The following is a 20,305-nucleotide window of genomic DNA, read 5'->3' as shown; positions in this document are numbered from 1 at the left end:
CTGCGCCCTAAATCCGATACGCTGGAAGATCACTTCAGTCAGGAGATGTTCATGCCAATTGCCATTGATCCCACCAAAGCACCCGACACCACTCCTCCCGGCAAAACGCCCAACCCCGAGCCGGACCCTAAAAAGATTCCTGGCAATGAGCCGCCATCCAAAAAATAGTCAAAGGCCAGAGCTTTTGACGCTGGTATTCGCAGGAATTTGAACACTTGCTCGCCATACGCAGGTCGCATGTCATTACATTGAGATGCGGCCTGAAACGGCTGTCACATTTTCTGCAGTACAGTGAATCGTGGTGATATTTATTACAAACCATCACCCTACGCCGATTGGCAAGCCAGTTTGCAAACGCTATTACATCAACCACAAAATTATTTGAGGAGCATTGTATGGCCCAGCTAGATCGAGGCACCATGTGCATCATGTGCCAAACCCTTCCACTATCGCAACCCAACGCTCAACGACATCCTTACCTCAAACCCATCAGACGAGTCGATGACACTGACGAACAAAGCACCGAAAGCCTGTATCACTGCACTGTTTGTCACACCCATTGGCTATACCAACGCGACAAATGGGACGCCTGCCTGGGATTCAAATTATGGCAAGGCGGTCTGCAGGCATTTAACCGGCGGCATGTACCGCTTACTTTCCCCACTCAGAGCACGGAAAGCAAAAAAACCAGAAAGCACAAAGGTCCTGAGCTGCTCTCTTGATCCTTGCTAGTCGCAGAACTAGCTCTATCGATACACGGGCAGCGCTGACACGCGGGCTGCCCTGTCGATCCTCCTGGCGCCCTGCCTGCCATTCAGACACGGCAATTCCAGCACGAACAGGTCTGTTTTGCCTACTCTGCAGCCGGTCATTTTTCTGAACTGAATGTTGCAAAGTTAAGACTATTAAAAAAAAAAGCGCACTTGTTGCGCCGCAACATATATTATTTTTCCATAGTCGTTGTTCCTGCGGTGGTGAGATGAGCGGAGACAGGCGTCACAGAGCGCTGCTGTTATCTCGCTGCCCACCGACTAGGCAAGACCGGGGTCACGTGCCTAGCTAGCTTACTCGCCTTGCCGGAATTGTGTTGCTCTTCAACCTACAACACAGGTCCGCTTGCCTACCACTTGCGTTCGCGCTGTCGCACACCCTGCTGACAGCCGGAGAGTCGCTCAAACCGGCGTTGCCCGGTTGCACTCAAGCCATCCACCAGGATTACCCATCCCGGTCGGCCCCCTCTCAACCGTCTCCTACCCCTCTCGGTGTTCCATTGCATCCGCAAGGCCAGCTTGCCTGTGTTTACTTCAGGAACACCTATGAAATTGATTACCGCCATCGTCAAACCCTTCAAGGTTGACGAGATACGCGAGGCCCTTTCCGATCTGGGCATACAGGGGATGACGCTTACCGAGGTCAAGGGATTTGGTCGCCAGAAAGGCCACACCGAGCTTTACCGCGGTGCGGAATATGCAGTCGACTTCCTGCCCAAGATCCGCATTGAACTGGCTATTCCCGACGAGCAGTTGCAAAGCGTTCTGGAAGCCATTCAAAGCAGTGCCCGCACCGGACGTATTGGTGACGGCAAGATCTTTGTCCAGCCGCTGGACCATGTCATCCGCATCCGCACCGGCGAATGCGATGAGCAAGCCCTGTAATCGGAGACTCCATCATGAACAACGCTGATCTATCGTGGATGCTGGTCTCCACGCTTCTGGTACTGATGATGGCCGCGCCGGGCCTGGCCCTGTTTTACTCGGGGATGGTGCGTCAAAAAAATGCCTTGTCCATGTTGTCCCAGACCTTGCTGGTGTTCAGTCTGGGGGTGGTGCTGTGGTTTATCTATGGCTACTCACTGGCCTTTACCGCTGGCAATCCCTTGATTGGCAGTTTCGACAAGGCCTTGTTCAACGGCATGTTCACCGCTGCTGACCAACAGTTCTCCATGTCGGGCACCTTGCCTGAACTGCTGTTTGCGTCTTTTCAGGCCACCTTTGCCGGCCTGACTTGCGCTCTGGTTGTCGGTAGTCTGGCAGAACGTACCCGCCTGTCCGCCATCCTGGTCTTTACCGTGATCTGGTTCACTTTGGCCTATCTGCCCATTTGCCATATGGTCTGGTTTGCCGATGAACAGAACGGCGGCTTGCTCAACTCCCGTGGCGCGCTGGACTTTGCCGGTGGCACGGTGGTGCATATCAACGCCGGTATTGCCGGTCTGGTCGGTGCCTGGATGATTGGCCCCAGACTGAACTACCGTCGTGAAGCCATGCCACCTCATAACCTGCCCCTGACCTTTATTGGTGCTGCTCTGTTGTGGGTAGGCTGGTTCGGTTTCAACGCAGGCTCGGCTTTGTCGGCCAATGAAAATGCCACGCTGGCATTCTTCAACACCATGCTGGCAGCCGCCATCGGCGTTGTGGCCTGGACTTTGGGTGAATGGATCAGCAAAGGTCATCCTTCCTTGCTGGGTGCCTGCTCGGGTGCGATCGCAGGTTTGGTCGGCATTACCCCGGCAGCCGGTTTTGTGGCTCCTTCCGGCGCACTGGCCATTGGCCTGATTACCTCCCTGGCGTGCTTGTGGGGTGTGAATGTTCTGAAGCGCTGGTTACGCGCCGACGATACGCTGGACGTTTTTGGCATTCACGGTTTGGGCGGGATTGTGGGCGCTTTGCTCACAGGTCTGTTCAACGCACCTGTTCTGGGTGGTCCTGGTACTGCCGCTGGTAACAGTATCTGGATGCAGTTGTGGATTCAGCTCGAAGGCGTGCTGGTTACGCTGGTCTGGTCCGGTGTGGCTGCCTGGATTGCCTTCACCGTTGCCAAGCTAGTCTGCGGCGGTTTACGTGTCGATGCTGACCACGAGCGCGAAGGTCTGGATATCCGTACCCACGGTGAAACGGGTTATCAACACTGAGATCCCATCATGATTCTTGCCAATCTTGCCTGCAGGCAAACTGCTCCCTTCAAACACAGGCACAGGCCTAAAAGAAAAAGCCCTCTTTCGAGGGCTTTTTTTATAAGCAAACCTGTTGCTTATTTTTCTTTGCGGTAAGCGTCGTGACAAGTCTTACAGGACTTGCCCACATTACCGAAAGCCACGCGGAAGGCATCAAAGTCGCCCGAATCGGAAGCCACTTTCAGCTTGTCGATGGCAGCGGTGAAATCATCGGTAGCTTGCTTGAAACCCTGAGCATCGCTCCAGGCCTCAGCTTTGGTCTCGCCGCCTTCGGTACCAGCGCCAAATGCGCCCCAAGGCAAAGCCGCCAAAACCGTCAGCACTTCTACGTTTTTAGCGATTGCAGCCGCATCATACGGTGCTTCTTTTTTGGCCACGGGAGCCATACGACCAAAGTGCGAGCCAATCAGCGACATGCTGGCTTGACGGTAGTTCACGGCCTGTTCTGGCTTGGCAAACTGGGCGGTAGCAGGCGTGACAAACGCAGCGCACAAGGCGGCAGCGGCAGTCAGAAACGCGAATTTTTTCATGTGAACTCCTGTGTGATGAAACATAAAACACTTCATAAAGCACTGGCTCAAGAAACCCGGCCGGCTGTGCCCTTGTGCAAGAACACAGCCGTTTGGATTTAGATCGCCTGGGCCAACTTTACTGCCACGCCCAGATAGCTGCGTGGAGTTAGCTCAAGCAAATAGGTTTTAGCGTCGGCGGGCAGTTCCAGACCGCCAATAAACTCGCGCAACGCTTCCTGAGTAATACCACGACCACGTGTCAGGGCTTTGAGTTGCTCGTAAGGCTGGGGCAAACCGTAGCGGCGCATCACCGTTTGAACCGGCTCGGCCAGGATTTCCCAGCATGCGTCGATGTCCGCATCGACAGCCGCGGCGTTCAGTTCCAGTTTGCCCAGACCACGCAGGCAGGCGTCGTAAGCCACCACGCTGTAACCCAGAGCCACGCCCAGGTTACGCAGCACGGTCGAGTCGGTCAGGTCACGCTGCCAACGGGAGATAGGCAGCTTTTCGGACAGGTGGCGCAGCATGGCATTGGCCAGGCCCAGGTTGCCTTCCGAGTTTTCAAAGTCAATCGGGTTGACCTTGTGCGGCATGGTGGACGAACCGATCTCGCCTTCTTTGAGGCGCTGTTTGAAGTAACCCAGGGAGATGTAGCCCCAGACGTCACGGTTGAAGTCCAGCAAGATGGTGTTGGCGCGAGCGATGGCGTCAAACAGAGCGGCCATCCAGTCGTGGGGTTCGATCTGAATGGTGTAGACGTTTTGCGTCAGACCCAGACCAGCCAGCACTTTCTGGCTGAATGCAGGCCAATCAATTTCGGGGTAAGCCGAGAAGTGAGCGTTGTAGTTGCCGGTGGCACCATTCATTTTGGCCAGAGGCTGGACCGCAGCAATGGCCGCAATGGCGTTTTGCAGTCGAGCGGCCACGTTGGCAAATTCCTTGCCCATGGTGCTGGGGCTGGCTGGCTGACCGTGGGTGCGCGAGAGCAAGGGCTGCTCGGCGTGCAAGCGGGCCTGAGCCTTGATGGCATCACACACTTCTTGCAGTTGCGGCAGGATCACCTGCTCACGGGCACGCGTGAGCATCAGCGCATGCGAGGTGTTGTTGATGTCTTCAGAGGTGCAGGAAAAATGGATGAATTCAGCCGCAGCGGACAGCTCGGCGTGGTCGGCCACTTTTTCTTTCAACCAGTATTCCACGGCTTTCACGTCGTGGTTGGTGGTGCGCTCGATGGCTTTGATGCGGGCGGCATCGTCTTCCGAGAAGTTCTGCACCAGGCTCTTGAGTACCTCGCGAGCTTCGGCGGAGAAAGTAGGCAGTTCGGGCAGACCCGCGTCGGACAGGCCGATCAACCAGGCCACTTCGACCTCTACGCGATGCCACATAAATGCGGCTTCGGACAACAGGCCACGCAAGGGGGCGGTACGGCTGCCATAACGCCCGTCCAATGGGGACAAGGCATTCAGAGTGCTCAGGGTATCGGCTATGTGCATCGTTCTACAGAAAAGAAGGGGGAATAAAGTCAGCCCGCATTCTAACATTGCAGGCTGGCACCCGTATGCCACGCGTTCAGCATGGGGTCAGAATGCGACGGCTGTTCGAGGCTTTGACGAATAAACCACAGTTTTCCAACATTGTTTCCAGCGACAGGTTCAGGCCCGGCCTGCGGGACGTTCGCCCATAGGTTCCTGCTATACTTTTTGAGCCTGCAACTTTTGATAGCTTTTTATGAAACTTCTAGCTTCCCTCACCAGCCCATACGCGCGCAAAGTGCGTGTTGTCATGGCGGAAAAAAAGCTCGACTACGAGCTGATTCTGGAGGATGTGTGGGCCGATGACAGCGATATTCTGAAGCACAATCCACTGGGCAAAGTCCCCTGTCTGATTATGGATGATCAGGCAAATCTGTTTGACTCCCGCGTGATCGTCGAGTATCTGGATACCCTCTCGCCCGTCGGCCGCCTGATTCCCCAAGCCGGACGTGATCGCGCTGCAGTCAAATGCTGGGAAGCCATTGCCGATGGCTTGCTTGATGCCTGCGTTGCCATCGTGGTGGAAAAACGCCGTCCCCAAGAGCTGCGTCTACCCGCCTGGATTGACCGCCAAAACAGCAAGATTACCGCCGCCCTGCAATCCATGAACAACACCTTGGGTGACCAGTCCTTTTGCATGGGCACCAGCTTTAGCCTGGCCGACATTGCCGTAGGCTGCGCACTGGGTTATCTGGATCTGCGCTTTCCTGAACTGGACTGGCGCTCGCAGTACGGCAATCTGCAACGCCTGGATGAAAAACTCCAAGCGCGCCCCTCGTTTGCCAGCACCTTACCGCCTACGCAGTGAGCGTTGCGCCAGCAAGCCAGGGCCCATTCTTTTGAATGGGTTTTTTTATGCCTGCTGGTTCAGGCCTCGCCCAGCAATCGGTACATCCAGAAGGCCTCATCAGACTTCATGCGCTGGGCGAACTGGGCAGGTGAAAAGCCCGAAACCCGTTTGACCTCTCTGCCAAAATGAGACTGGTCGCTATACCCGGCTTGCAACGCCACATCAGACCAGACCGGATTTTCCTGCTGCTGCACCAAGGCAAAAGCACGCTCGGCACGCACATACAGCTGCAGCTCACGCTGGCTCTGCCCGGCCCAACGCTTGAATTGCCTTTGCATCTGACGCAAGCCCGTTCCCGTGCGTGTTGCTACCATCCTCATCCCCAATGCCGTCAACCAATGATGCAAGGTGGCAGCACCTTCTGTCGCCAGACAGCCATGAGCACAACGATGAATTGCCGCCTCCAGTTGTTCGAATAAAGGGCCTTCTTCTGTGCCAGCTTGCCCAAGTGTCTGACAGCTGGCAGCGGGCAAGACCTGCTCCATGGGCAGTACCTGATCCAGAAAGTCGCTGGCCTCGATACCAAACACACGTTTCAAGGCATCCGGGTACAGTCCAATCGAAATCGCATGGACAGGCCCCGGAGACCAGCTAATGGAAGGTGCGCGCGAAGGCCCGGCAAACAGCATGCCGGGCAGGGGCTCTGACAGTACCGGACTCCCTCCATCCACGGGCGTCTGCACCATGTGCAGCTGGCCATGGAAAACCCAGGACAACACCACCAGGGGCGAAGCCGGATAACAGTTCAGACGTTGCTGCGGCAGCAGATCCAGAGCACGGGTATCACGCTCCACACCCAGATGGATAATGGACGCCGTTTTTCGGCTGGGGTGATGCAAACGGGCACAAGGCAAAGCAGACATGGGAGGTCGTTTCCGTTCTATCCGGCCCAGGCAAGCCGGGCCACACTGAAAGTCCTTTTATCCTACTTCAGCCCCGCCCTTTTATGCCCAAAACTATCTTGCAAGGATCCTGGTCTCATCGTTGCCGAAGCGCCCTCGCCCTCTGGGCCACCACCATAGACGTACTGGCTCGACGTATCATCGCCAAGCCGCTAGTGCCCGGCTGGTCTGTGCCTTTTGAAATCGCCACCCTGTTCTATCGCAAGCAGTTCAACCACGCCTTCCGCTTGCCAACCATAGCTGAAGGCCGCGCCTATTTCGACAGCCTGTACACGATTGCCGAACCGGACTTGCCCGTCCAGATGCAGGCCAGCACGTCCCCAGAACCACGGGGTGACTGGTTCATTCCAGATCGCCCGAACAGCAGCAAAACCATCTTGTACTTTCATGGCGGCGGCTATGCTTTCTACCCAATCGTGTCGCGCCACTTCATTCGTCTGCTGGCCTACAAGCTGCAAATACCCATCTTCGCCGTGGACTACCGCCTGACCCCGGAGCACCCTCACCCGGCCCAACAGGAAGATGCGCTAGACGCCTACCGCTATCTGCTTGGATGTGGAATCCCCGCCCAGGATATTGTCCTGGCAGGCGACTCGGCAGGCGGACACCTGGTGCTGATGAGCTTGGTCGGCCTGCGTCAAGCGGGACTGCCCCAACCTTCTCTGGCCTTGGCACTAAGCCCCTGGACGGATATAGGACGACGCGGCGCCAGCCAGTTTGGTCATGATCGCTACGATATGGTGCAGGGCTATCAAACGCTGCAATACGGTCAATGGCTAAAGGGCAACGGCCCCTGGAGTGATGATCGGCTCTCGCCCATTGCACAGGATCTGCGCCATCTGGCCCCCATCTACATTCAGGCAGGCGGCAAGGAAATTCTGGTCGACATGATCCGGGATTTTGCCCGAGAGGCGCACAAGCAGGGGGCCAATATACGGCTGGATGTCTGGCCGGATATGACGCACGAATTTCATGCTTACGGCAGCACACTGCCGCAAAGCGAGCAGGCAATGACTGCGCTACGGACAGCAATTCACTGGACAGCTGGGGGAGTTTTTGAGCCGGCAGAAGAAACCGAGCTGAATGGGCTGGACTGTGCGTATGGCAAAGTCCAGCCAGAAAACATCAAGCCTGTGTGATGGCCTGCGTAATCATGTAGATCGCCAGCACAGTCAACATGCCAGCAAAGATGCGCTTGAGCGTCACCTGATCGATCTTGTGGGCCAGACTGGCCCCCAGGGGGGCGGTACAAATACTGGTGGCCGAAACAATCAACAAGGCCGGCCAGTAGATAAAACCAATCATGCCGGGGTGGCTGCCAAAGGTGGCCTGCCCGGACCAGATATAACCCACGCTATTGGCCAGAGCAATGAAAAAGCCCAAGGCGGCCGAGGTAGCGACGGCCTGTCGCACAGGCACATTGCCGCGCAGCATGAAGGGGACAGACAAGAAGGCCCCACCCGCCCCCAGCAGACCGGACACGAAACCGATCAAGGCTCCCATGGCAGCAATCCAGAATGGGGCTGGCAAAGAGCGGCCTTGCACCGGGGCCGACTTGCGTGCCATTTTGGAGGCCGAATACAGGACGAACACACCGAACACAATCGCCAGCGCCGTGCTGTTGATCATGGCAAAAATCGCGCCGCCCGACAGCAGCCCACCCAGGATCAGGCCGGGCACCATGACCTTGACCACATCCCAGCGAATGGCACCATGTTTATGGTGCGCCCTCACGCTGGACAAGGAGGTGAACAGAATCGTGGCCATGGCCGTGGCAATGGAAGCATGCACGGCCAGCTCTTGCGGCACACCAAACAGCGGTAGCAGAAAGGTCAGGAACGGCACCAGAATCATGCCTCCGCCAATCCCCAGCAGCCCGGCGGCCAAACCAATACCGGCACCCAGCACCAGCAAACTGATGACAAGAATGGGATCCATGCCCGCCTCTTATTGAATGATGCCGCCGCCCAGGCAGCGGTCACCGTCGTACAGGACCACGGATTGGCCCGGCGTTACGGCCCATTGGGGCTGATCAAAATGAAGAGACAGGCTGTCGCCTTCGGCAGCCAGGATCGTGCAGGCCGCATCGGCCTGGCGATAACGGGTCTTGGCATGAATCGGGCCCAGCGCTGGCGGATGGCCCGCTACCCAACTGGTCTGCTCGGCCTTCAATTCAGACTGCAACAGCCAGGGGTGATCGTGCCCTTGCACCACATACAGCGTGTTCGTGGTCAGATCCTTGCGGGCGGCATACCAGGCGTCGGCGGTACCGTCTTCGCGCTGCTTGCCCTTGACACCACCAATGCCCAAACCCTTGCGCTGACCATAGGTGTGGAAAGCCAGACCCACGTGCTGACCCAATACCTGCCCTTCCGGTGTTTTGATAGGACCGGGTTGAGTGGGCAGATAGCGATTCAAGAACTCGCGGAAAGGACGCTCGCCAATAAAGCAAATGCCGGTCGAGTCTTTTTTAGCCGCATTGGGCAGCTTCAGTTCCTCGGCAATACGGCGTACTTCCTGCTTGTTGATCTCGCCCAAGGGGAACAAGGTGCGCGACAGCTGCGCCTGGTTCAGGCGGTGCAAAAAATAACTTTGATCCTTGGAAGCATCCAGACCTTTCAGCAACTGGTAGTCGGTGCCGCCCCCGGCCATGGGCACGCCACGCACACGGGCGTAATGGCCGGTGGCAATCCAGTCGGCGCCCAAGGTCATGGCGTGATCCAGAAAGGCCTTGAACTTGATTTCCGCATTGCACAGAACATCGGGATTCGGGGTGCGACCTGCCGAATATTCCCGCAAGAACTCCGCAAACACGCGGTCCTTATATTCCGCAGCGAAGTTGACCGCCTCGATCTCGACCCCGACCAGATCGGCCACGCTGGCCGCGTCCAGCCAATCCTGGCGCGAAGAGCAAAATTCGGAGTCATCGTCGTCTTCCCAGTTCTTCATGAACAGGCCCACGACTTCATAGCCTTGCTCTTTAAGCAGCCAGGCCGAGACAGAGGAGTCCACGCCGCCGGACATTCCGATAACGACGCGACCTTTTTTGGTGGAAATAGTCATTGCAGTGATGATGAGAGGTGCCGCATTGGCTGGGCTTTGCGCCCAGTGCGCACCTGACTAACTAAAAAAGGCATTGTACGCCTGCCCTGACACATGTACAGGCAGACACCGCCCGTACCTGGGGTTTCTGGAAAACTGTGCTGCCCAAGACACAAAAGCCCAGACGACATGGTCTGGGCTTTCAAGGCGACTACCGCAGAATCAGTCCAGAGGACGCGGGGGCAACATCTTGCCGGGATTCATGATGTTGTGAGGATCCAGCGCCTGCTTGATGCTGCTCATCACATCCAGTGCATCCTGACCGTGCTCGGCCAGCATGAACTCCATCTTGTGCAAGCCCACACCGTGTTCGCCGGTGCAGGTGCCCTGCATGGCAATGGCACGCTCTACCAGACGATGGTTCAAGCGCTCGGACTCGTCCCACTCTTCCTGACTATCGGCGTCCAGCAGCATCAGGACGTGGAAGTTGCCATCGCCCACGTGACCCACGATGGTGTACGGGAACGGAGCCTGATCCATATCGGCCGCGGTTTGCGCCACACACTCTGCCAAGGCGGAGATAGGCACACAAACGTCCGTGGTGCTGGAGCGGCAACCAGGACGCAGTTGCAAACCGGCAAAGTAGGCATTGTGTCGAGCCGTCCACAAGCGGGAACGATCCTCAGCCTTATCGGCCCACTCAAAGTCCATGCCGCCGTTATCACGAGTGATTTCCTGGACAACCTGAGCCTGCTCCTGCACACCACTGGGGCTGCCGTGGAATTCAAACAGCAGCAAGGGCGATTCTTTCAGCGTCAGCTTGCTGTAGGCATTGGTGGCACGTACGGCGGCCGTATCCATGAATTCGACACGCGCAATCGGGATACCCATTTGAATGACCTCGATCACGCTTTGCACGGCAGAGCGCAGATCGGGGAAATTACAGATAGCCGCCGAAATGGCTTCGGGCTGCGGGTACAGACGCACCGTCACTTCGGTAATGATGCCCAGCGTGCCTTCGCTACCGATAAACAAGCGGGTCAGGTCGTAACCGGCGGAGGATTTCTTGGCACGGTTAGCCGTATCAATAATGCGGCCATCTGCCGTCACAACCTTCAAAGTCAGGACGTTTTCGCGCATGGTGCCGTAACGCACGGCATTGGTACCCGACGCACGCGTTGCGGCCATCCCGCCCAGGCTGGCATCCGCACCGGGGTCGATGGGGAAAAACAAGCCCGTATCACGGATGTGCTCGTTCAAGGCCATGCGTGTCACGCCAGCTTGCACTGTGGCGGTGAAATCTTCGGCATTAATCGCCACGATCTCATCCATACCGGACAAGTCCAGGCTGACGCCACCTTGAATCGCCAGAAAATGCCCTTCCAGCGAGGAACCAGCCCCGTAAGGAATCAGGGGCACATGGTGTTCATGACAATGACGTGCCACCCAGGCCACTTCTTCTGTGCTGCGAGCAAAAACAACCACATCAGGCAGCATGGGTGGATACGGCGATTCATCCCGTCCATGGTGTTCACGCACAGCGTGAGAAAGCGAGCAACGCTCTTGGAACTGAGCCTGCAAGGCTTCTACAAAACCTTCAGGTAAAGGGCGCCGCGCTAGGTCGGCATGACCGGGAGCATTCATGATGCATTCCAAAAAGGCAAAACCCTATTATGAGTGGCTAAGTGCCCCCTCTTCAAGAGCGACTCGCGCCTGACGACGCTGACGCACCGCTTCAGCCAGTTTTTCCAGAACCACCACCGTGTCATCCCAATCGATGCAACCGTCGGTAATGCTTTGGCCGTAGGTCAAAGGCTTGCCTTCCACCACGTCCTGACGGCCGCCTACCAGATGGCTTTCGATCATCACGCCGCAGATACGCATATCGCCGCCCGAGATCTGACCAGCAACATCGGCCAGCACTTCGGGCTGACGGCGGTAGTCTTTATTACTGTTGGCGTGGCTGGCATCGACCATCACACGCGGCACCATGCCGGCCTTGATCATGGCCTGGCTGGTTGCCTCAACGTTTTCAGCGTCGTAGTTCGGCGTCTTGCCACCGCGCAAAATCACGTGGCAATCGTTATTGCCCACGGTGGACACAATGGCGGAGTGACCGCCCTTGGTGACCGACAGGAAATGGTGAGGCTGGGAAGCGGCCTTGATCGCGTCCAGAGCAATACGGATATTGCCATCCGTGCCATTCTTGAAGCCGACGGGGCAGGACAATCCGGAGGACAGTTCACGGTGAACCTGGCTCTCTGTCGTGCGAGCACCAATGGCGCCCCAGGAAACCAGATCAGCAATGTACTGGGGAGTAATCATGTCCAGGAACTCGCAGCCAGCGGGCAAATCCAGCTGGTTGACGGCCAGCAGCAATTCACGCGCCGTACGCAAACCCTGATTGATGTTGAAGCTGCCATCCATGAAGGGGTCGTTGATCAGCCCTTTCCAGCCCACGGTGGTACGTGGCTTTTCGAAGTACACGCGCATCACAATTTCCAGCTCGGGGGCAAAGCGCTTGCGCTCGACCGTCAGGCGACGCGCGTAGTCCATGGCGGCTTCGGTATCGTGGATGGAACAAGGACCCACCACGACCACCAGACGATCATCGCGTTCGTGAAGGATCTTGTGAATGCTGCGGCGGGCCTTGTGAACCGTCGTCGATACAGCAGAGGTACACGGGAACTCGCGCATCACATGGGATGGGGGAGACAGCTCCTTAATTTCACGAATCCGTAAATCATCAGTATTGTGCGACACGATTGAACTCCAGTTGGTTTGCCAGGTCCGGGGGCAAACGAAAAAAAAGCCGCCCGGTCTATGCTGGCGGCTTATTTCAGGATTTAGGTCTTACTTGTGTTTGGTGCAACCCGTCCTTTCCTCCACCAGCGGCATCGGAAAAGCATAAAAATAAAAGAAGAAAACGGGGGTTGCGAAAGTCATGGGAAAAATCCTAACACAGTTCCTGACGCGCCGCCAACAAAACCAGCAAGATTCATCCACAAAAACGCTGAACAACAAAATATTTATACCAACATGGCACTAAAAAACAGCATCAAACGAAATCATTGTTTCGTTTTGAGTTTTTTATTGGCCCTTTTGTTTCGTGTTATCGCGAAAAACCACGATAAATCGTTTAGATGCCTTGTTTGTCTTATTTTTACATCTACATACAAACCTGATGACACACTGCCAGGCACAAATGCAAAAGGGCCAGAACACTGGGTTCTGGCCCTTAGCCGCCTAATTTAGCAGCAGGCTATACGCCCTTTGCCACCGTACCGGGCTTGCTGTCTCTCCCGGAAAAACTCGGCGTACTCCATCGGTTTCTGATCCGGGTGGTTCACCCGCATATGATTCAGATAGGTTTCGTAATCAGGCACGCCCACCATCAGACGCAAGGTTGTGGCCAGATAACGCCCGGTGCCCCGCCCTGCCTGGGCACTGCGCGAAATGGCTCCTGTCAATAATCCTTTCATATCAAGCTCCTGCTGCCGCTTGAGCCGGCAGTGGCTCGTACGGAGTCTCGGCAGAATGCGGCTCCGTGCTGCGACGTGCTTTCAGCACGCAACGGATGCCAAAGAACACCATGCTCAAGACCACAAAGATGAACAGACCGCACAAGGTGGAGTTCACGTAATCGTTGAAAATCACCTGTTGCATCTGCTCCAGAGATTTGGCCGGCGCCATGACAGTTTGTTCCGCCAGACCTTTTTGATAAACCTTGGCGTGGGCCAAAAAGCCAATCTTGGGGTCGGGGTGGAACATTTTCTGAAAGCCTGCCACCAGCGTGCAAATCAGCAGCCAGATAGTGGGAACCACGGTCACCCATGCGTAGCGGTCTTTCTTCATCTTGAAGAGCACCACCGTACCCAATACCAATGCCACCGCTGCCAGCATCTGGTTGGCAATACCGAACAAAGGCCACAAGGTGTTGATACCACCCAGTGGATCGACCACACCCTGATACAGGAAGTAGCCCCACGCCGCCACGCACAAGGATGTGGCAATCAAGTTGGCGACCAGCGACTCCGTACGCCGCAAGCCCGGCACAAAAGTACCCATCAAGTCTTGCAACATGAAGCGGCCTGCACGCGTACCGGCATCTACCGCCGTCAGAATGAACAGGGCCTCAAACAGAATGGCGAAGTGATACCAGAAGCTCATCATCGCCGGCCCGCCGATGACGTTATGCAAGATGAAAGCCATGCCCACCGCCAGGGTAGGAGCCCCACCGGCACGGGAAATAATGCTGTTTTCACCCACGTCGCTGGCCATTTGGGTCAGATCAGCGGGAGTAATCAGGAAGCCCCAGCTGGACACCACTTGCGCGGCCTGCTCAGGCGTGGTGCCAATCAAGGCGGCTGGGCTGTTCATGGCGTAGTAAATGCCCGGCTCGATCACGCAAGCCGCAACCAGGGCCATGATGGCTACGAAGGACTCCATCAACATACCGCCATAGCCGATATAGCGCGCCTGGGTTTCGTTTTCGATCATCTTGGGCGTGGTGCCCGAGGAAATCAAAGCGTGGAAACCGGACACGGCACCGCAAGCAATGGTAATGAACAGGAAGGGGAACAAGCTGCCGGACCAGACCGGGCCTGTGCCGTCAATAAACTTGGTGGTCGCTGGCATTTTCAGCTCGGGCGCCACAATCACAATCCCGATGGCCAGACCCACAATCGTGCCAATTTTCAGGAAGGTGGACAGATAGTCACGCGGAGCCAGCAGCAGCCACACGGGCAGCACAGCAGCAATAAAGCCGTAAATAATCAGCGCCCAGGTCAGCTCCTCGCCATTCAGGGTGAAGAAGGGCCCCCAGGTCGGGTGGGCCGCCACGTTCTGACCATAGACAATCGCAGCCAGCAGGAAGATCAGCCCGATCACCGAGACCTCGCCAATACGGCCCGGCCTCAGGAAGCGCAGATAAATCCCCATGAAGATAGCCAGCGGAATCGTCGCTGCCACCGTGAAGGTGCCCCATGGCGAATTGATCAGGGCCTTGACCACTATCAGCGCCAGCACAGCCAGAATGATGACCATGATCATGAAAGCGCCAAACAAGGCGATCACACCGGGCACCGTGCCCAGTTCGGACTTGATCAGATCCCCCAGCGAGCGCCCGTCGCGGCGCATGGAGATGAACAGAACCGTGAAGTCCTGCACCGCCCCCGCAAACACCACACCGGCCAGAATCCAGAGCATGCCGGGCAGATAACCCATTTGCGCAGCCAGCACTGGCCCGACCAAAGGGCCAGCCCCTGCAATGGCGGCAAAATGGTGCCCAAAAAGCACGTGTTTATTAGTCGGTACGTAGTCCAGACCATCGTTATGACGCCACGCTGGCGTCATGCGGGTCGCGTCCAGCTCAAAAACCTTGCGAGCAATGAAACGGCTGTAATAACGATAGGCAATTAAATAGACGCAGACTGCGGCGACTACGATCCATAGAGCATTGATGCTCTCCCCCCGGCTTAGTGCCACCGTTCCCAGGGCAAAGGCCCCCAGCACCGCAACCAGCACCCAAATCAGATGCTGTTTTATAAAACCGCCCTCTTCTCTGCTCATAGAGCCTCCACGATTTTGCATTAAGTAAGCCTGTCACCAACTTTTTCTTCTGGCCGCGCTTCTGATCTGAAGAAGTCGCCAGCTGCCTGTACAAGAGACGCAATACCGAGTGTGGCAGGCGTTCTTGCGGGGTCAGCACAGTCGTTTGGTACCGTGCATTTCCCGAACCGGCAGGGTTTGAAAGCGCGCCAAAGCGCACTTTCCAAAAGGGTGTCGGCGCGCCCGAAGACGCGCCGAACTCATTCATGAATCAATCTGGGGTAGGCATAAGCCAGGCGCTTTTGAGAGGACAAGCGCTCTTTAATCCTTGGGAGCATAGTGAAAACACGTACTCAAGACACCACGCATTTTCCCTAAGACCTGCCACTTTCTTTATATAGAAAGGCTAAGCAGACCCTTTACTCGATAGTTTCTATACATTTAATTTGAGTACGAATGATTTTATAAGCTATGATTTCCCTGCAAATCTTTCGTAAAACAAATCATTTATAACGAAATGGTATAGGCGAGAAAAGGACTCATGATGAAACTACAATCCAAGCCCCTCTGCGCGTTGGCCTTTGCCCTGCTGGGCACCCTGGCTGCCGCCTCCAGCGCCCAGGCAGTCACGCTGGAACAAGTCAAAGAGCGCGGCGTGATTCGCGTCGCCGTTGCTAATGAAATTCCGTACGGATACATGGACATGTCCGGCAAAGCCCAAGGCGCTGGCCCCGAAGTGGCCCAGGCCATCATGGAGCGTCTGGGCGTCAAAGAAATCAAATGGGAAACCGCTAATTTCGGTTCCCTGATCCCCGGCCTGCAAGCCAAACGCTTTGATATGGTGGCCGCCGAAATGGCCATCCTGCCGCAACGTTGCAATACCGTGCTGTTCTCCGAGCCCAACAGCTCCTACGGTGAAGGCCTGCTGGTCGCCAAGGGCAACCCCAAGAACATTCACTCGTACGAAGACTTCGCCAAGACTGATCACAAGATCGCCATCATGGCCGGTGCCGATCAACTGGAAATGATGCAGGCCCTGGGCGTGCCCGATAACCGCATGATCACTATTTCCAACAACGCGGATGCGATCTCCACCGTGGCAACCGGCCGTGCCGATGCCTATGCCGCAACTGGCCAGACTGCCAGTGATCTGGCCTCCAAAGGGGGCGGCAAAGTCGAGCTGGCCGCCGAGTTCAAGGACCCCATCATTGATGGCAACCCGGTTCGTAGCTGGGGCGGCTTTGCCTTTGCCAAGGAATCCGAAGACCTGCGTGACGCCGTGAACAAGGAACTGGCCGAATTCAAGAAAACCGATGAATGGAAAGCCATCCTGAGCAAACACGGCTTTACCGAAGAAGACGCCAAGCACTCATTTGAGAAATCCACGGAACAGCTGTGTAAAGCCTGATCCTTCACCTGCGGGTAAGGCGGCCGCACGGGCCTGCGCGGCCCCTTGCAAGGGCCGACAGCGCACTGAAGGTGTACCGCCTGCCCTTGTCTGGAACCTGATATGGATTGGTTAAGTTACAGCTCGGCCCTGATGGACGGAGCCTGGGTCACCATACAGCTCACCCTGTATTCAACCGTGGTGGGAGCCATCGCCTCCTTTGCCCTGGGCATAGGCAGGCTGTCCCACTCGGTCGCCTTGCGCTCGCTGTCCGTCACGATTATTGAAGTTTTTCGCGGCACCTCTTTATTGGTACAGCTGTTCTGGCTGTACTTTGCCCTGCCCATTCTGGGCGAGTCCATGGGTCTGGACTGGCGTCTGGACCCGGTCGTGGCCGGCACCCTGGCCCTGGGCCTGAACATTGGCGCTTACGGTGCCGAAGTGGTGCGCGGTGCCATCCAGGCCGTGCCACACTCCCAACTGGAAGCGGCCAAGGCCCTGGACTTTACAGAGCGCCAAACCCTGTGGCGCATCAGCCTGCCCCAGGCCATCCCAGAGATGATGCCCAGCTTCGGGAATCTGGCCGTGCAAAATCTGAAAGACACCGCCCTGGTCTCCCTGATCAGTCTGGGCGACTTGAGCTTCAGAGCTGAACAAATACGCAACTTCACCCAGGACAGCACCACTATCTATACCCTGCTCTTGCTGATGTACTTCGGCATGGCACTGGTGCTGACCGTCCTGATGAAATTGCTGGAACGCGCAACCGGCCGCTGGCGTGCGCAAAGGAGCTGAACATGCTGTTTGGTATTGAATGGGACACCAGCAGCAACGGAGCATTTGCGCTGTCTATCCTGCCTATTTTGCTTAAAGGCTTATGGGTCACCATCCAGGCCGCCGCACTGGGCTTTGGTGTTGCGGCTGTCTTGGGACTGATTCTGGCAGGCCTGAAAAGTGTGCGTCTGCGCCTGATTTCCTGGCCCGCCTATGTGCTGACCGAATTCCTGCGCGACACGCCTTTGCTGGTGCAATTGTTTTTCCTGTACTACGTGCTACCGGACTACGGCATTGTGCTGCCCGCCTTTCTGACCGGCGCACTGGCGCTGGGGGTGCAGTACAGCGCCTATCTGTCCGAGGTCTACCGAGCCGGTCTGGAGTCCGTTACCCATGGCCAGACTGAAGCAGCCCGCGCCCTGGACATTTCCCCGCTGCGTACCTTTATGGTCATCACTCTGCCCCAGGCCATCCCGCGCATCATTCCGGCCATGGGTAATTATCTGGTGTCCATCATGAAAGACGTGCCTGTACTCTCTGTTGTATCGGTACTGGAAGTTCTGAATGTGGCCAAGATTATCGGTGACCGTACCTTTAACTACATCATTCCCCTGTCCATGGTGGGCGGCCTGTATCTGCTGCTGACCCTCCTGGCATCCGCTGGGGTACGAGCGCTGGACCAGCGTTTGCCCAAGCAAGGAATCCCCCTGCGATGACTGACTCTACGAACCCCATCATTCAATTTGACAATGTCACCAAGAAATTTGGTGATGTCACCGTGCTGGACGCCTTGAACTTTCAGGTGGAACCAGGTGAAAAAGTCACCATCATCGGCCCTTCCGGTTCCGGTAAATCCACCGTGCTGCGCATTCTGATGACGCTGGAGACCATCGACGAAGGTGTCATCACAGTAGCGGGCAAACCCCTCTGGCACGAGCGGGTCGATGACAAGCTGGTGCCCGCCAGCCAGAACCACTTGCGCGAGATGCGCAAGGAAATGGGCATGGTGTTCCAGCAGTTCAACCTGTTCCCGCATATGACGGTGATGCGCAATGTGACTGAAGCGCCCACCCATGTGCTGGGCCTGTCCAAAGAACAGGCGCGCGAACGGGCCACCAAGTATCTGGATCTGGTGGGCCTGATCGACCATGCCGACAAATTCCCCAGCCAGCTCTCCGGCGGACAGCAACAGCGCGTGGGCATCGCCCGGGCCCTGGCGATGGAACCCAATATTCTGCTGTTTGACGAACCCACCTCGGCTCTGGACCCGGAACTGGTGGGCGAAGTGCTGGGCGTGATTCAAAAGCTGAGTCAGGAACAGGATCTGACAATTCTGCTGGTCACCCACGAAATGCAGTTTGCCAAGGAAGTGTCAGACCGCGTCTGCTTCTTTGATAAAGGCGTGATCGTGGAGTCCGGCCCGCCTGAACAAGTGTTCTGCCATCCGCAGGAAGCGCGGACGCAGGCGTTCCTGAGCAACTTTATTCAGGCGGCTTGAACACTTGCGCTCTACGTCACTTGAAGGTGGCTCTGCCCTGAGCCACCTTCAAGCAGCTTTGGCCGAAAAGGTAGCCATCTCCTGCAAAGGCAGCAGGCGGGAATCCTCAAGCGCTGCGCTACGATGAGCCAGCCCTTTCAAGTAGTCCGTATTATCAGCAAAAGCCAGAAAGGAATCCGCGCTTTGCTGCTTAACCAGCATGGCCAGATCCCAGCGCTCCTCTTCTGGCCCAATCAAGAATGACCCGCCAGAACCCAAAAATAAAAGCTGGCCACCACTTGCGTGCAGAAATGGCAGAGTGTGTTCGATATATCGCTCAAACGCCTCTGCTCCACTGATGGGTGTTTCAGGAGCCAGTTCTGGACAAGCGCAGTAATCCGCCACACGGCGAAAGCGCAGCAGATTCAACATGATGACGCTGCCCTGCAAATGACGCATGACAAAAGCACGGCCTGACGCCTGTGTCGGCTCCAGATACACTCGCGGCTCAGGATTGGCATTCATGATCTTTGTCCTCAAATCTTGTTAGGCCGAAAGGGTCACCGGAGTTTCAGCCAGCTTGATCGCATGCTCCCGCACATCTTCCGGCCAGCCAGCCAGCAGGGTTTTGAAGCGCTCCAGCTCATCGACAAACAAGGCTCGCATCGCTTCCTCAAAGCCAGGCAAATCACCACCGATTGCCGTCATGAAGTTATAGGCTCGTTCCTGCGCCTGGCGACGCTGATCTTTGGCGGCGCTGGCACGGCGAGCTTCTTCAACCAGTTTGCGTAGCGCAACCGATGCCCCTCCGGGTTGAGTCGCCAGCCAATCCCAATGTCGTGGCAACAAGGTCACTTCACGAGGAATCACGCCCAGCTTAGGGCGACCACGGCCGCGTGGAGCTTCTTCCTCTGTCTGCTCGACCTCTACTTCAGGAGCATCCACTGGCGCATAGCGTTGCGCCAGCTCTTCGTCCGTCCCTTGGGTGTTCACATCCACAAAACGGCCTGTCACATCGTCAAAGATCAGTACGGGATCGTTAACCCGGCTCTCCAGCACTTTCTTCACGGCCAGCACATTGGTCAGCATGGGACCGGACGCGATACGGCGGTGGCCCATAAAGCTGGTGTAGGTATTGGGGTAAGTCGTTTTCATGTCAAAACCAGAGCTTCAAGTAAGAAGGTTCTATTTTTACCCGGATGATATTAATTCGTCAATATTACCCGGGTAAAAATAAGCGATTGTTGCTAATTGGGTGCATTAACACAGTTGATCCCGTCCAGCAGCCATCACAAGGACTCCTGGACATGCCGAGTCATATCTGAT

General features: G+C 56.4%; 20 protein-coding genes. 9 read left to right on the top strand and 11 right to left on the bottom strand.

Features of this window, described 5'->3' with window-relative positions; genetic code table 11:
* Positions 1 to 1,316: 1,316 nt before the first annotated feature.
* Entirely contained in the window at positions 1,317 to 1,655 is a 339-nt protein-coding gene (gene glnK / locus D0C27_RS00365; RefSeq protein ID WP_009456229.1) for a P-II family nitrogen regulator, read from the top strand.
* Positions 1,656 to 1,669: 14 nt separating this feature from the next.
* Positions 1,670 to 2,911, top strand: a complete 1,242-nt coding sequence (locus D0C27_RS00360) for an ammonium transporter (RefSeq protein WP_137430180.1) — start codon at positions 1,670 to 1,672, stop codon at positions 2,909 to 2,911.
* 119 nt (positions 2,912 to 3,030) lie between these two features.
* Here D0C27_RS00360 and D0C27_RS00355 read toward each other — a convergent pair whose 3' ends face one another.
* The gene (locus D0C27_RS00355) at positions 3,031 to 3,483 is read right to left on the bottom strand and encodes a c-type cytochrome (RefSeq protein ID WP_083053307.1); all 453 of its coding nucleotides are present in this window, start codon (positions 3,481 to 3,483) and stop codon (positions 3,031 to 3,033) included.
* Between the two features lie 98 nt (positions 3,484 to 3,581).
* The gene (gene purB, locus D0C27_RS00350; RefSeq protein WP_009456227.1) at positions 3,582 to 4,958 is read right to left on the bottom strand and encodes an adenylosuccinate lyase; all 1,377 of its coding nucleotides are present in this window, start codon (positions 4,956 to 4,958) and stop codon (positions 3,582 to 3,584) included.
* Positions 4,959 to 5,193: 235 nt separating this feature from the next.
* On the opposite strand from purB, the gene D0C27_RS00345 reads away from it, so the two are divergent.
* Complete coding sequence (locus D0C27_RS00345; RefSeq protein ID WP_009456225.1) at positions 5,194 to 5,805, top strand: glutathione S-transferase family protein; 612 nt, start codon at positions 5,194 to 5,196, stop codon at positions 5,803 to 5,805.
* Positions 5,806 to 5,864: 59 nt separating this feature from the next.
* Here the strand turns inward: D0C27_RS00345 and D0C27_RS00340 are convergent, their stop codons facing one another.
* On the bottom strand, positions 5,865 to 6,710 hold the full coding sequence (locus tag D0C27_RS00340) for a helix-turn-helix domain-containing protein (RefSeq protein WP_137430179.1): 846 nt from the start codon (positions 6,708 to 6,710) through the stop codon (positions 5,865 to 5,867).
* 83 nt (positions 6,711 to 6,793) lie between these two features.
* Here D0C27_RS00340 and D0C27_RS00335 point away from each other — a divergent pair, with 83 nt between their 5' ends.
* Positions 6,794 to 7,888 carry an alpha/beta hydrolase gene (locus tag D0C27_RS00335; protein WP_137430178.1) on the top strand — a complete coding sequence of 365 codons (1,095 nt, stop codon included), beginning with the start codon at positions 6,794 to 6,796 and terminating at the stop codon, positions 7,886 to 7,888.
* On the opposite strand, the gene D0C27_RS00330 is transcribed toward D0C27_RS00335, so the two are convergent.
* The 4 genes from D0C27_RS00330 to aroG all read right to left on the bottom strand — a co-directional run bounded on the left by D0C27_RS00330 (position 7,875) and on the right by aroG (position 12,557).
* On the bottom strand, positions 7,875 to 8,687 hold the full coding sequence (locus tag D0C27_RS00330) for a sulfite exporter TauE/SafE family protein (RefSeq protein WP_009456212.1): 813 nt from the start codon (positions 8,685 to 8,687) through the stop codon (positions 7,875 to 7,877). The two genes, D0C27_RS00335 and D0C27_RS00330, sit on opposite strands and share 14 nt — an antisense overlap.
* A 9-nt stretch (positions 8,688 to 8,696) precedes the next feature.
* Positions 8,697 to 9,812 carry a tRNA 2-thiouridine(34) synthase MnmA gene (gene mnmA / locus D0C27_RS00325; RefSeq protein WP_137430177.1) on the bottom strand — a complete coding sequence of 372 codons (1,116 nt, stop codon included), beginning with the start codon at positions 9,810 to 9,812 and terminating at the stop codon, positions 8,697 to 8,699.
* Between the two features lie 201 nt (positions 9,813 to 10,013).
* A complete protein-coding gene (locus D0C27_RS00320) occupies positions 10,014 to 11,435 on the bottom strand; it encodes an FAD-binding oxidoreductase (RefSeq protein WP_022983265.1) in 1,422 nt (473 codons plus the stop codon).
* Between the two features lie 27 nt (positions 11,436 to 11,462).
* Positions 11,463 to 12,557 (bottom strand): 3-deoxy-7-phosphoheptulonate synthase AroG, encoded by a 1,095-nt coding sequence (gene aroG / locus D0C27_RS00315; RefSeq protein ID WP_269465265.1) that lies wholly within the window; start codon positions 12,555 to 12,557, stop codon positions 11,463 to 11,465.
* A 93-nt stretch (positions 12,558 to 12,650) separates the two neighbouring features.
* Between aroG and D0C27_RS19375 the strand changes: the two genes are divergently transcribed.
* On the top strand, positions 12,651 to 13,046 hold the full coding sequence (locus D0C27_RS19375; protein ID WP_137430176.1) for a hypothetical protein: 396 nt from the start codon (positions 12,651 to 12,653) through the stop codon (positions 13,044 to 13,046).
* On the opposite strand, the gene D0C27_RS00305 is transcribed toward D0C27_RS19375, so the two are convergent.
* Positions 13,043 to 13,273, bottom strand: a complete 231-nt coding sequence (locus D0C27_RS00305; protein WP_009456207.1) for a YbdD/YjiX family protein — start codon at positions 13,271 to 13,273, stop codon at positions 13,043 to 13,045. The genes D0C27_RS19375 and D0C27_RS00305 overlap by 4 nt on opposite strands.
* A 1-nt stretch (position 13,274) precedes the next feature.
* Complete coding sequence (locus D0C27_RS00300; RefSeq protein WP_083053303.1) at positions 13,275 to 15,362, bottom strand: carbon starvation CstA family protein; 2,088 nt, start codon at positions 15,360 to 15,362, stop codon at positions 13,275 to 13,277.
* Positions 15,363 to 15,882: 520 nt separating this feature from the next.
* On the opposite strand from D0C27_RS00300, the gene ehuB reads away from it, so the two are divergent.
* From ehuB to ehuA, 4 genes are all read left to right on the top strand, one after another.
* Positions 15,883 to 16,749 carry an ectoine/hydroxyectoine ABC transporter substrate-binding protein EhuB gene (ehuB, locus tag D0C27_RS00295; RefSeq protein ID WP_035272602.1) on the top strand — a complete coding sequence of 289 codons (867 nt, stop codon included), beginning with the start codon at positions 15,883 to 15,885 and terminating at the stop codon, positions 16,747 to 16,749.
* 102 nt (positions 16,750 to 16,851) lie between these two features.
* Positions 16,852 to 17,523, top strand: a complete 672-nt coding sequence (gene ehuC, locus D0C27_RS00290; protein WP_009456199.1) for an ectoine/hydroxyectoine ABC transporter permease subunit EhuC — start codon at positions 16,852 to 16,854, stop codon at positions 17,521 to 17,523.
* Between the two features lie 2 nt (positions 17,524 to 17,525).
* Positions 17,526 to 18,218, top strand: coding sequence for an ectoine/hydroxyectoine ABC transporter permease subunit EhuD (gene ehuD / locus D0C27_RS00285; RefSeq protein WP_088450437.1), 693 nt, complete (start codon positions 17,526 to 17,528; stop codon positions 18,216 to 18,218).
* A complete protein-coding gene (ehuA, locus tag D0C27_RS00280; RefSeq protein ID WP_009456195.1) occupies positions 18,215 to 19,000 on the top strand; it encodes an ectoine/hydroxyectoine ABC transporter ATP-binding protein EhuA in 786 nt (261 codons plus the stop codon). Before ehuD ends, ehuA begins: the two co-directional genes overlap by 4 nt.
* Positions 19,001 to 19,048: 48 nt before the next feature.
* Here the strand turns inward: ehuA and D0C27_RS00275 are convergent, their stop codons facing one another.
* Positions 19,049 to 19,504 (bottom strand): DUF1330 domain-containing protein, encoded by a 456-nt coding sequence (locus D0C27_RS00275; protein WP_137430175.1) that lies wholly within the window; start codon positions 19,502 to 19,504, stop codon positions 19,049 to 19,051.
* Positions 19,505 to 19,525: 21 nt separating this feature from the next.
* The gene (locus D0C27_RS00270) at positions 19,526 to 20,134 is read right to left on the bottom strand and encodes a DUF2239 family protein (protein WP_137430174.1); all 609 of its coding nucleotides are present in this window, start codon (positions 20,132 to 20,134) and stop codon (positions 19,526 to 19,528) included.
* Positions 20,135 to 20,305 lie beyond the last annotated feature (171 nt).

This window comes from Alcaligenes faecalis, from assembly GCF_005311025.1.
Lineage (GTDB): Bacteria > Pseudomonadota > Gammaproteobacteria > Burkholderiales > Burkholderiaceae_B > Alcaligenes > Alcaligenes phenolicus.
This window is presented reverse-complemented; position numbering and strand designations above follow the sequence as displayed.

Coding starts and splice junctions, on each gene's coding strand:
- ehuD (WP_088450437.1), top strand. CDS start 17,526: ATGCTGTTTGGTATTGAATGGGACACCAGCAGCAACGGAGCATTTGCG.
- mnmA (WP_137430177.1), bottom strand. CDS start 9,812: ATGACTATTTCCACCAAAAAAGGTCGCGTCGTTATCGGAATGTCCGGC.
- D0C27_RS00330 (WP_009456212.1), bottom strand. CDS start 8,687: ATGGATCCCATTCTTGTCATCAGTTTGCTGGTGCTGGGTGCCGGTATT.
- D0C27_RS00275 (WP_137430175.1), bottom strand. CDS start 19,504: ATGAATGCCAATCCTGAGCCGCGAGTGTATCTGGAGCCGACACAGGCG.
- purB (WP_009456227.1), bottom strand. CDS start 4,958: ATGCACATAGCCGATACCCTGAGCACTCTGAATGCCTTGTCCCCATTG.
- D0C27_RS00360 (WP_137430180.1), top strand. CDS start 1,670: ATGAACAACGCTGATCTATCGTGGATGCTGGTCTCCACGCTTCTGGTA.
- D0C27_RS00335 (WP_137430178.1), top strand. CDS start 6,794: ATGCCCAAAACTATCTTGCAAGGATCCTGGTCTCATCGTTGCCGAAGC.
- D0C27_RS00270 (WP_137430174.1), bottom strand. CDS start 20,134: ATGAAAACGACTTACCCCAATACCTACACCAGCTTTATGGGCCACCGC.
- D0C27_RS00300 (WP_083053303.1), bottom strand. CDS start 15,362: ATGAGCAGAGAAGAGGGCGGTTTTATAAAACAGCATCTGATTTGGGTG.
- glnK (WP_009456229.1), top strand. CDS start 1,317: ATGAAATTGATTACCGCCATCGTCAAACCCTTCAAGGTTGACGAGATA.
- D0C27_RS00340 (WP_137430179.1), bottom strand. CDS start 6,710: ATGTCTGCTTTGCCTTGTGCCCGTTTGCATCACCCCAGCCGAAAAACG.
- D0C27_RS00355 (WP_083053307.1), bottom strand. CDS start 3,483: ATGAAAAAATTCGCGTTTCTGACTGCCGCTGCCGCCTTGTGCGCTGCG.
- D0C27_RS00320 (WP_022983265.1), bottom strand. CDS start 11,435: ATGAATGCTCCCGGTCATGCCGACCTAGCGCGGCGCCCTTTACCTGAA.
- ehuB (WP_035272602.1), top strand. CDS start 15,883: ATGATGAAACTACAATCCAAGCCCCTCTGCGCGTTGGCCTTTGCCCTG.
- ehuA (WP_009456195.1), top strand. CDS start 18,215: ATGACTGACTCTACGAACCCCATCATTCAATTTGACAATGTCACCAAG.
- D0C27_RS00305 (WP_009456207.1), bottom strand. CDS start 13,273: ATGAAAGGATTATTGACAGGAGCCATTTCGCGCAGTGCCCAGGCAGGG.
- ehuC (WP_009456199.1), top strand. CDS start 16,852: ATGGATTGGTTAAGTTACAGCTCGGCCCTGATGGACGGAGCCTGGGTC.
- D0C27_RS00345 (WP_009456225.1), top strand. CDS start 5,194: ATGAAACTTCTAGCTTCCCTCACCAGCCCATACGCGCGCAAAGTGCGT.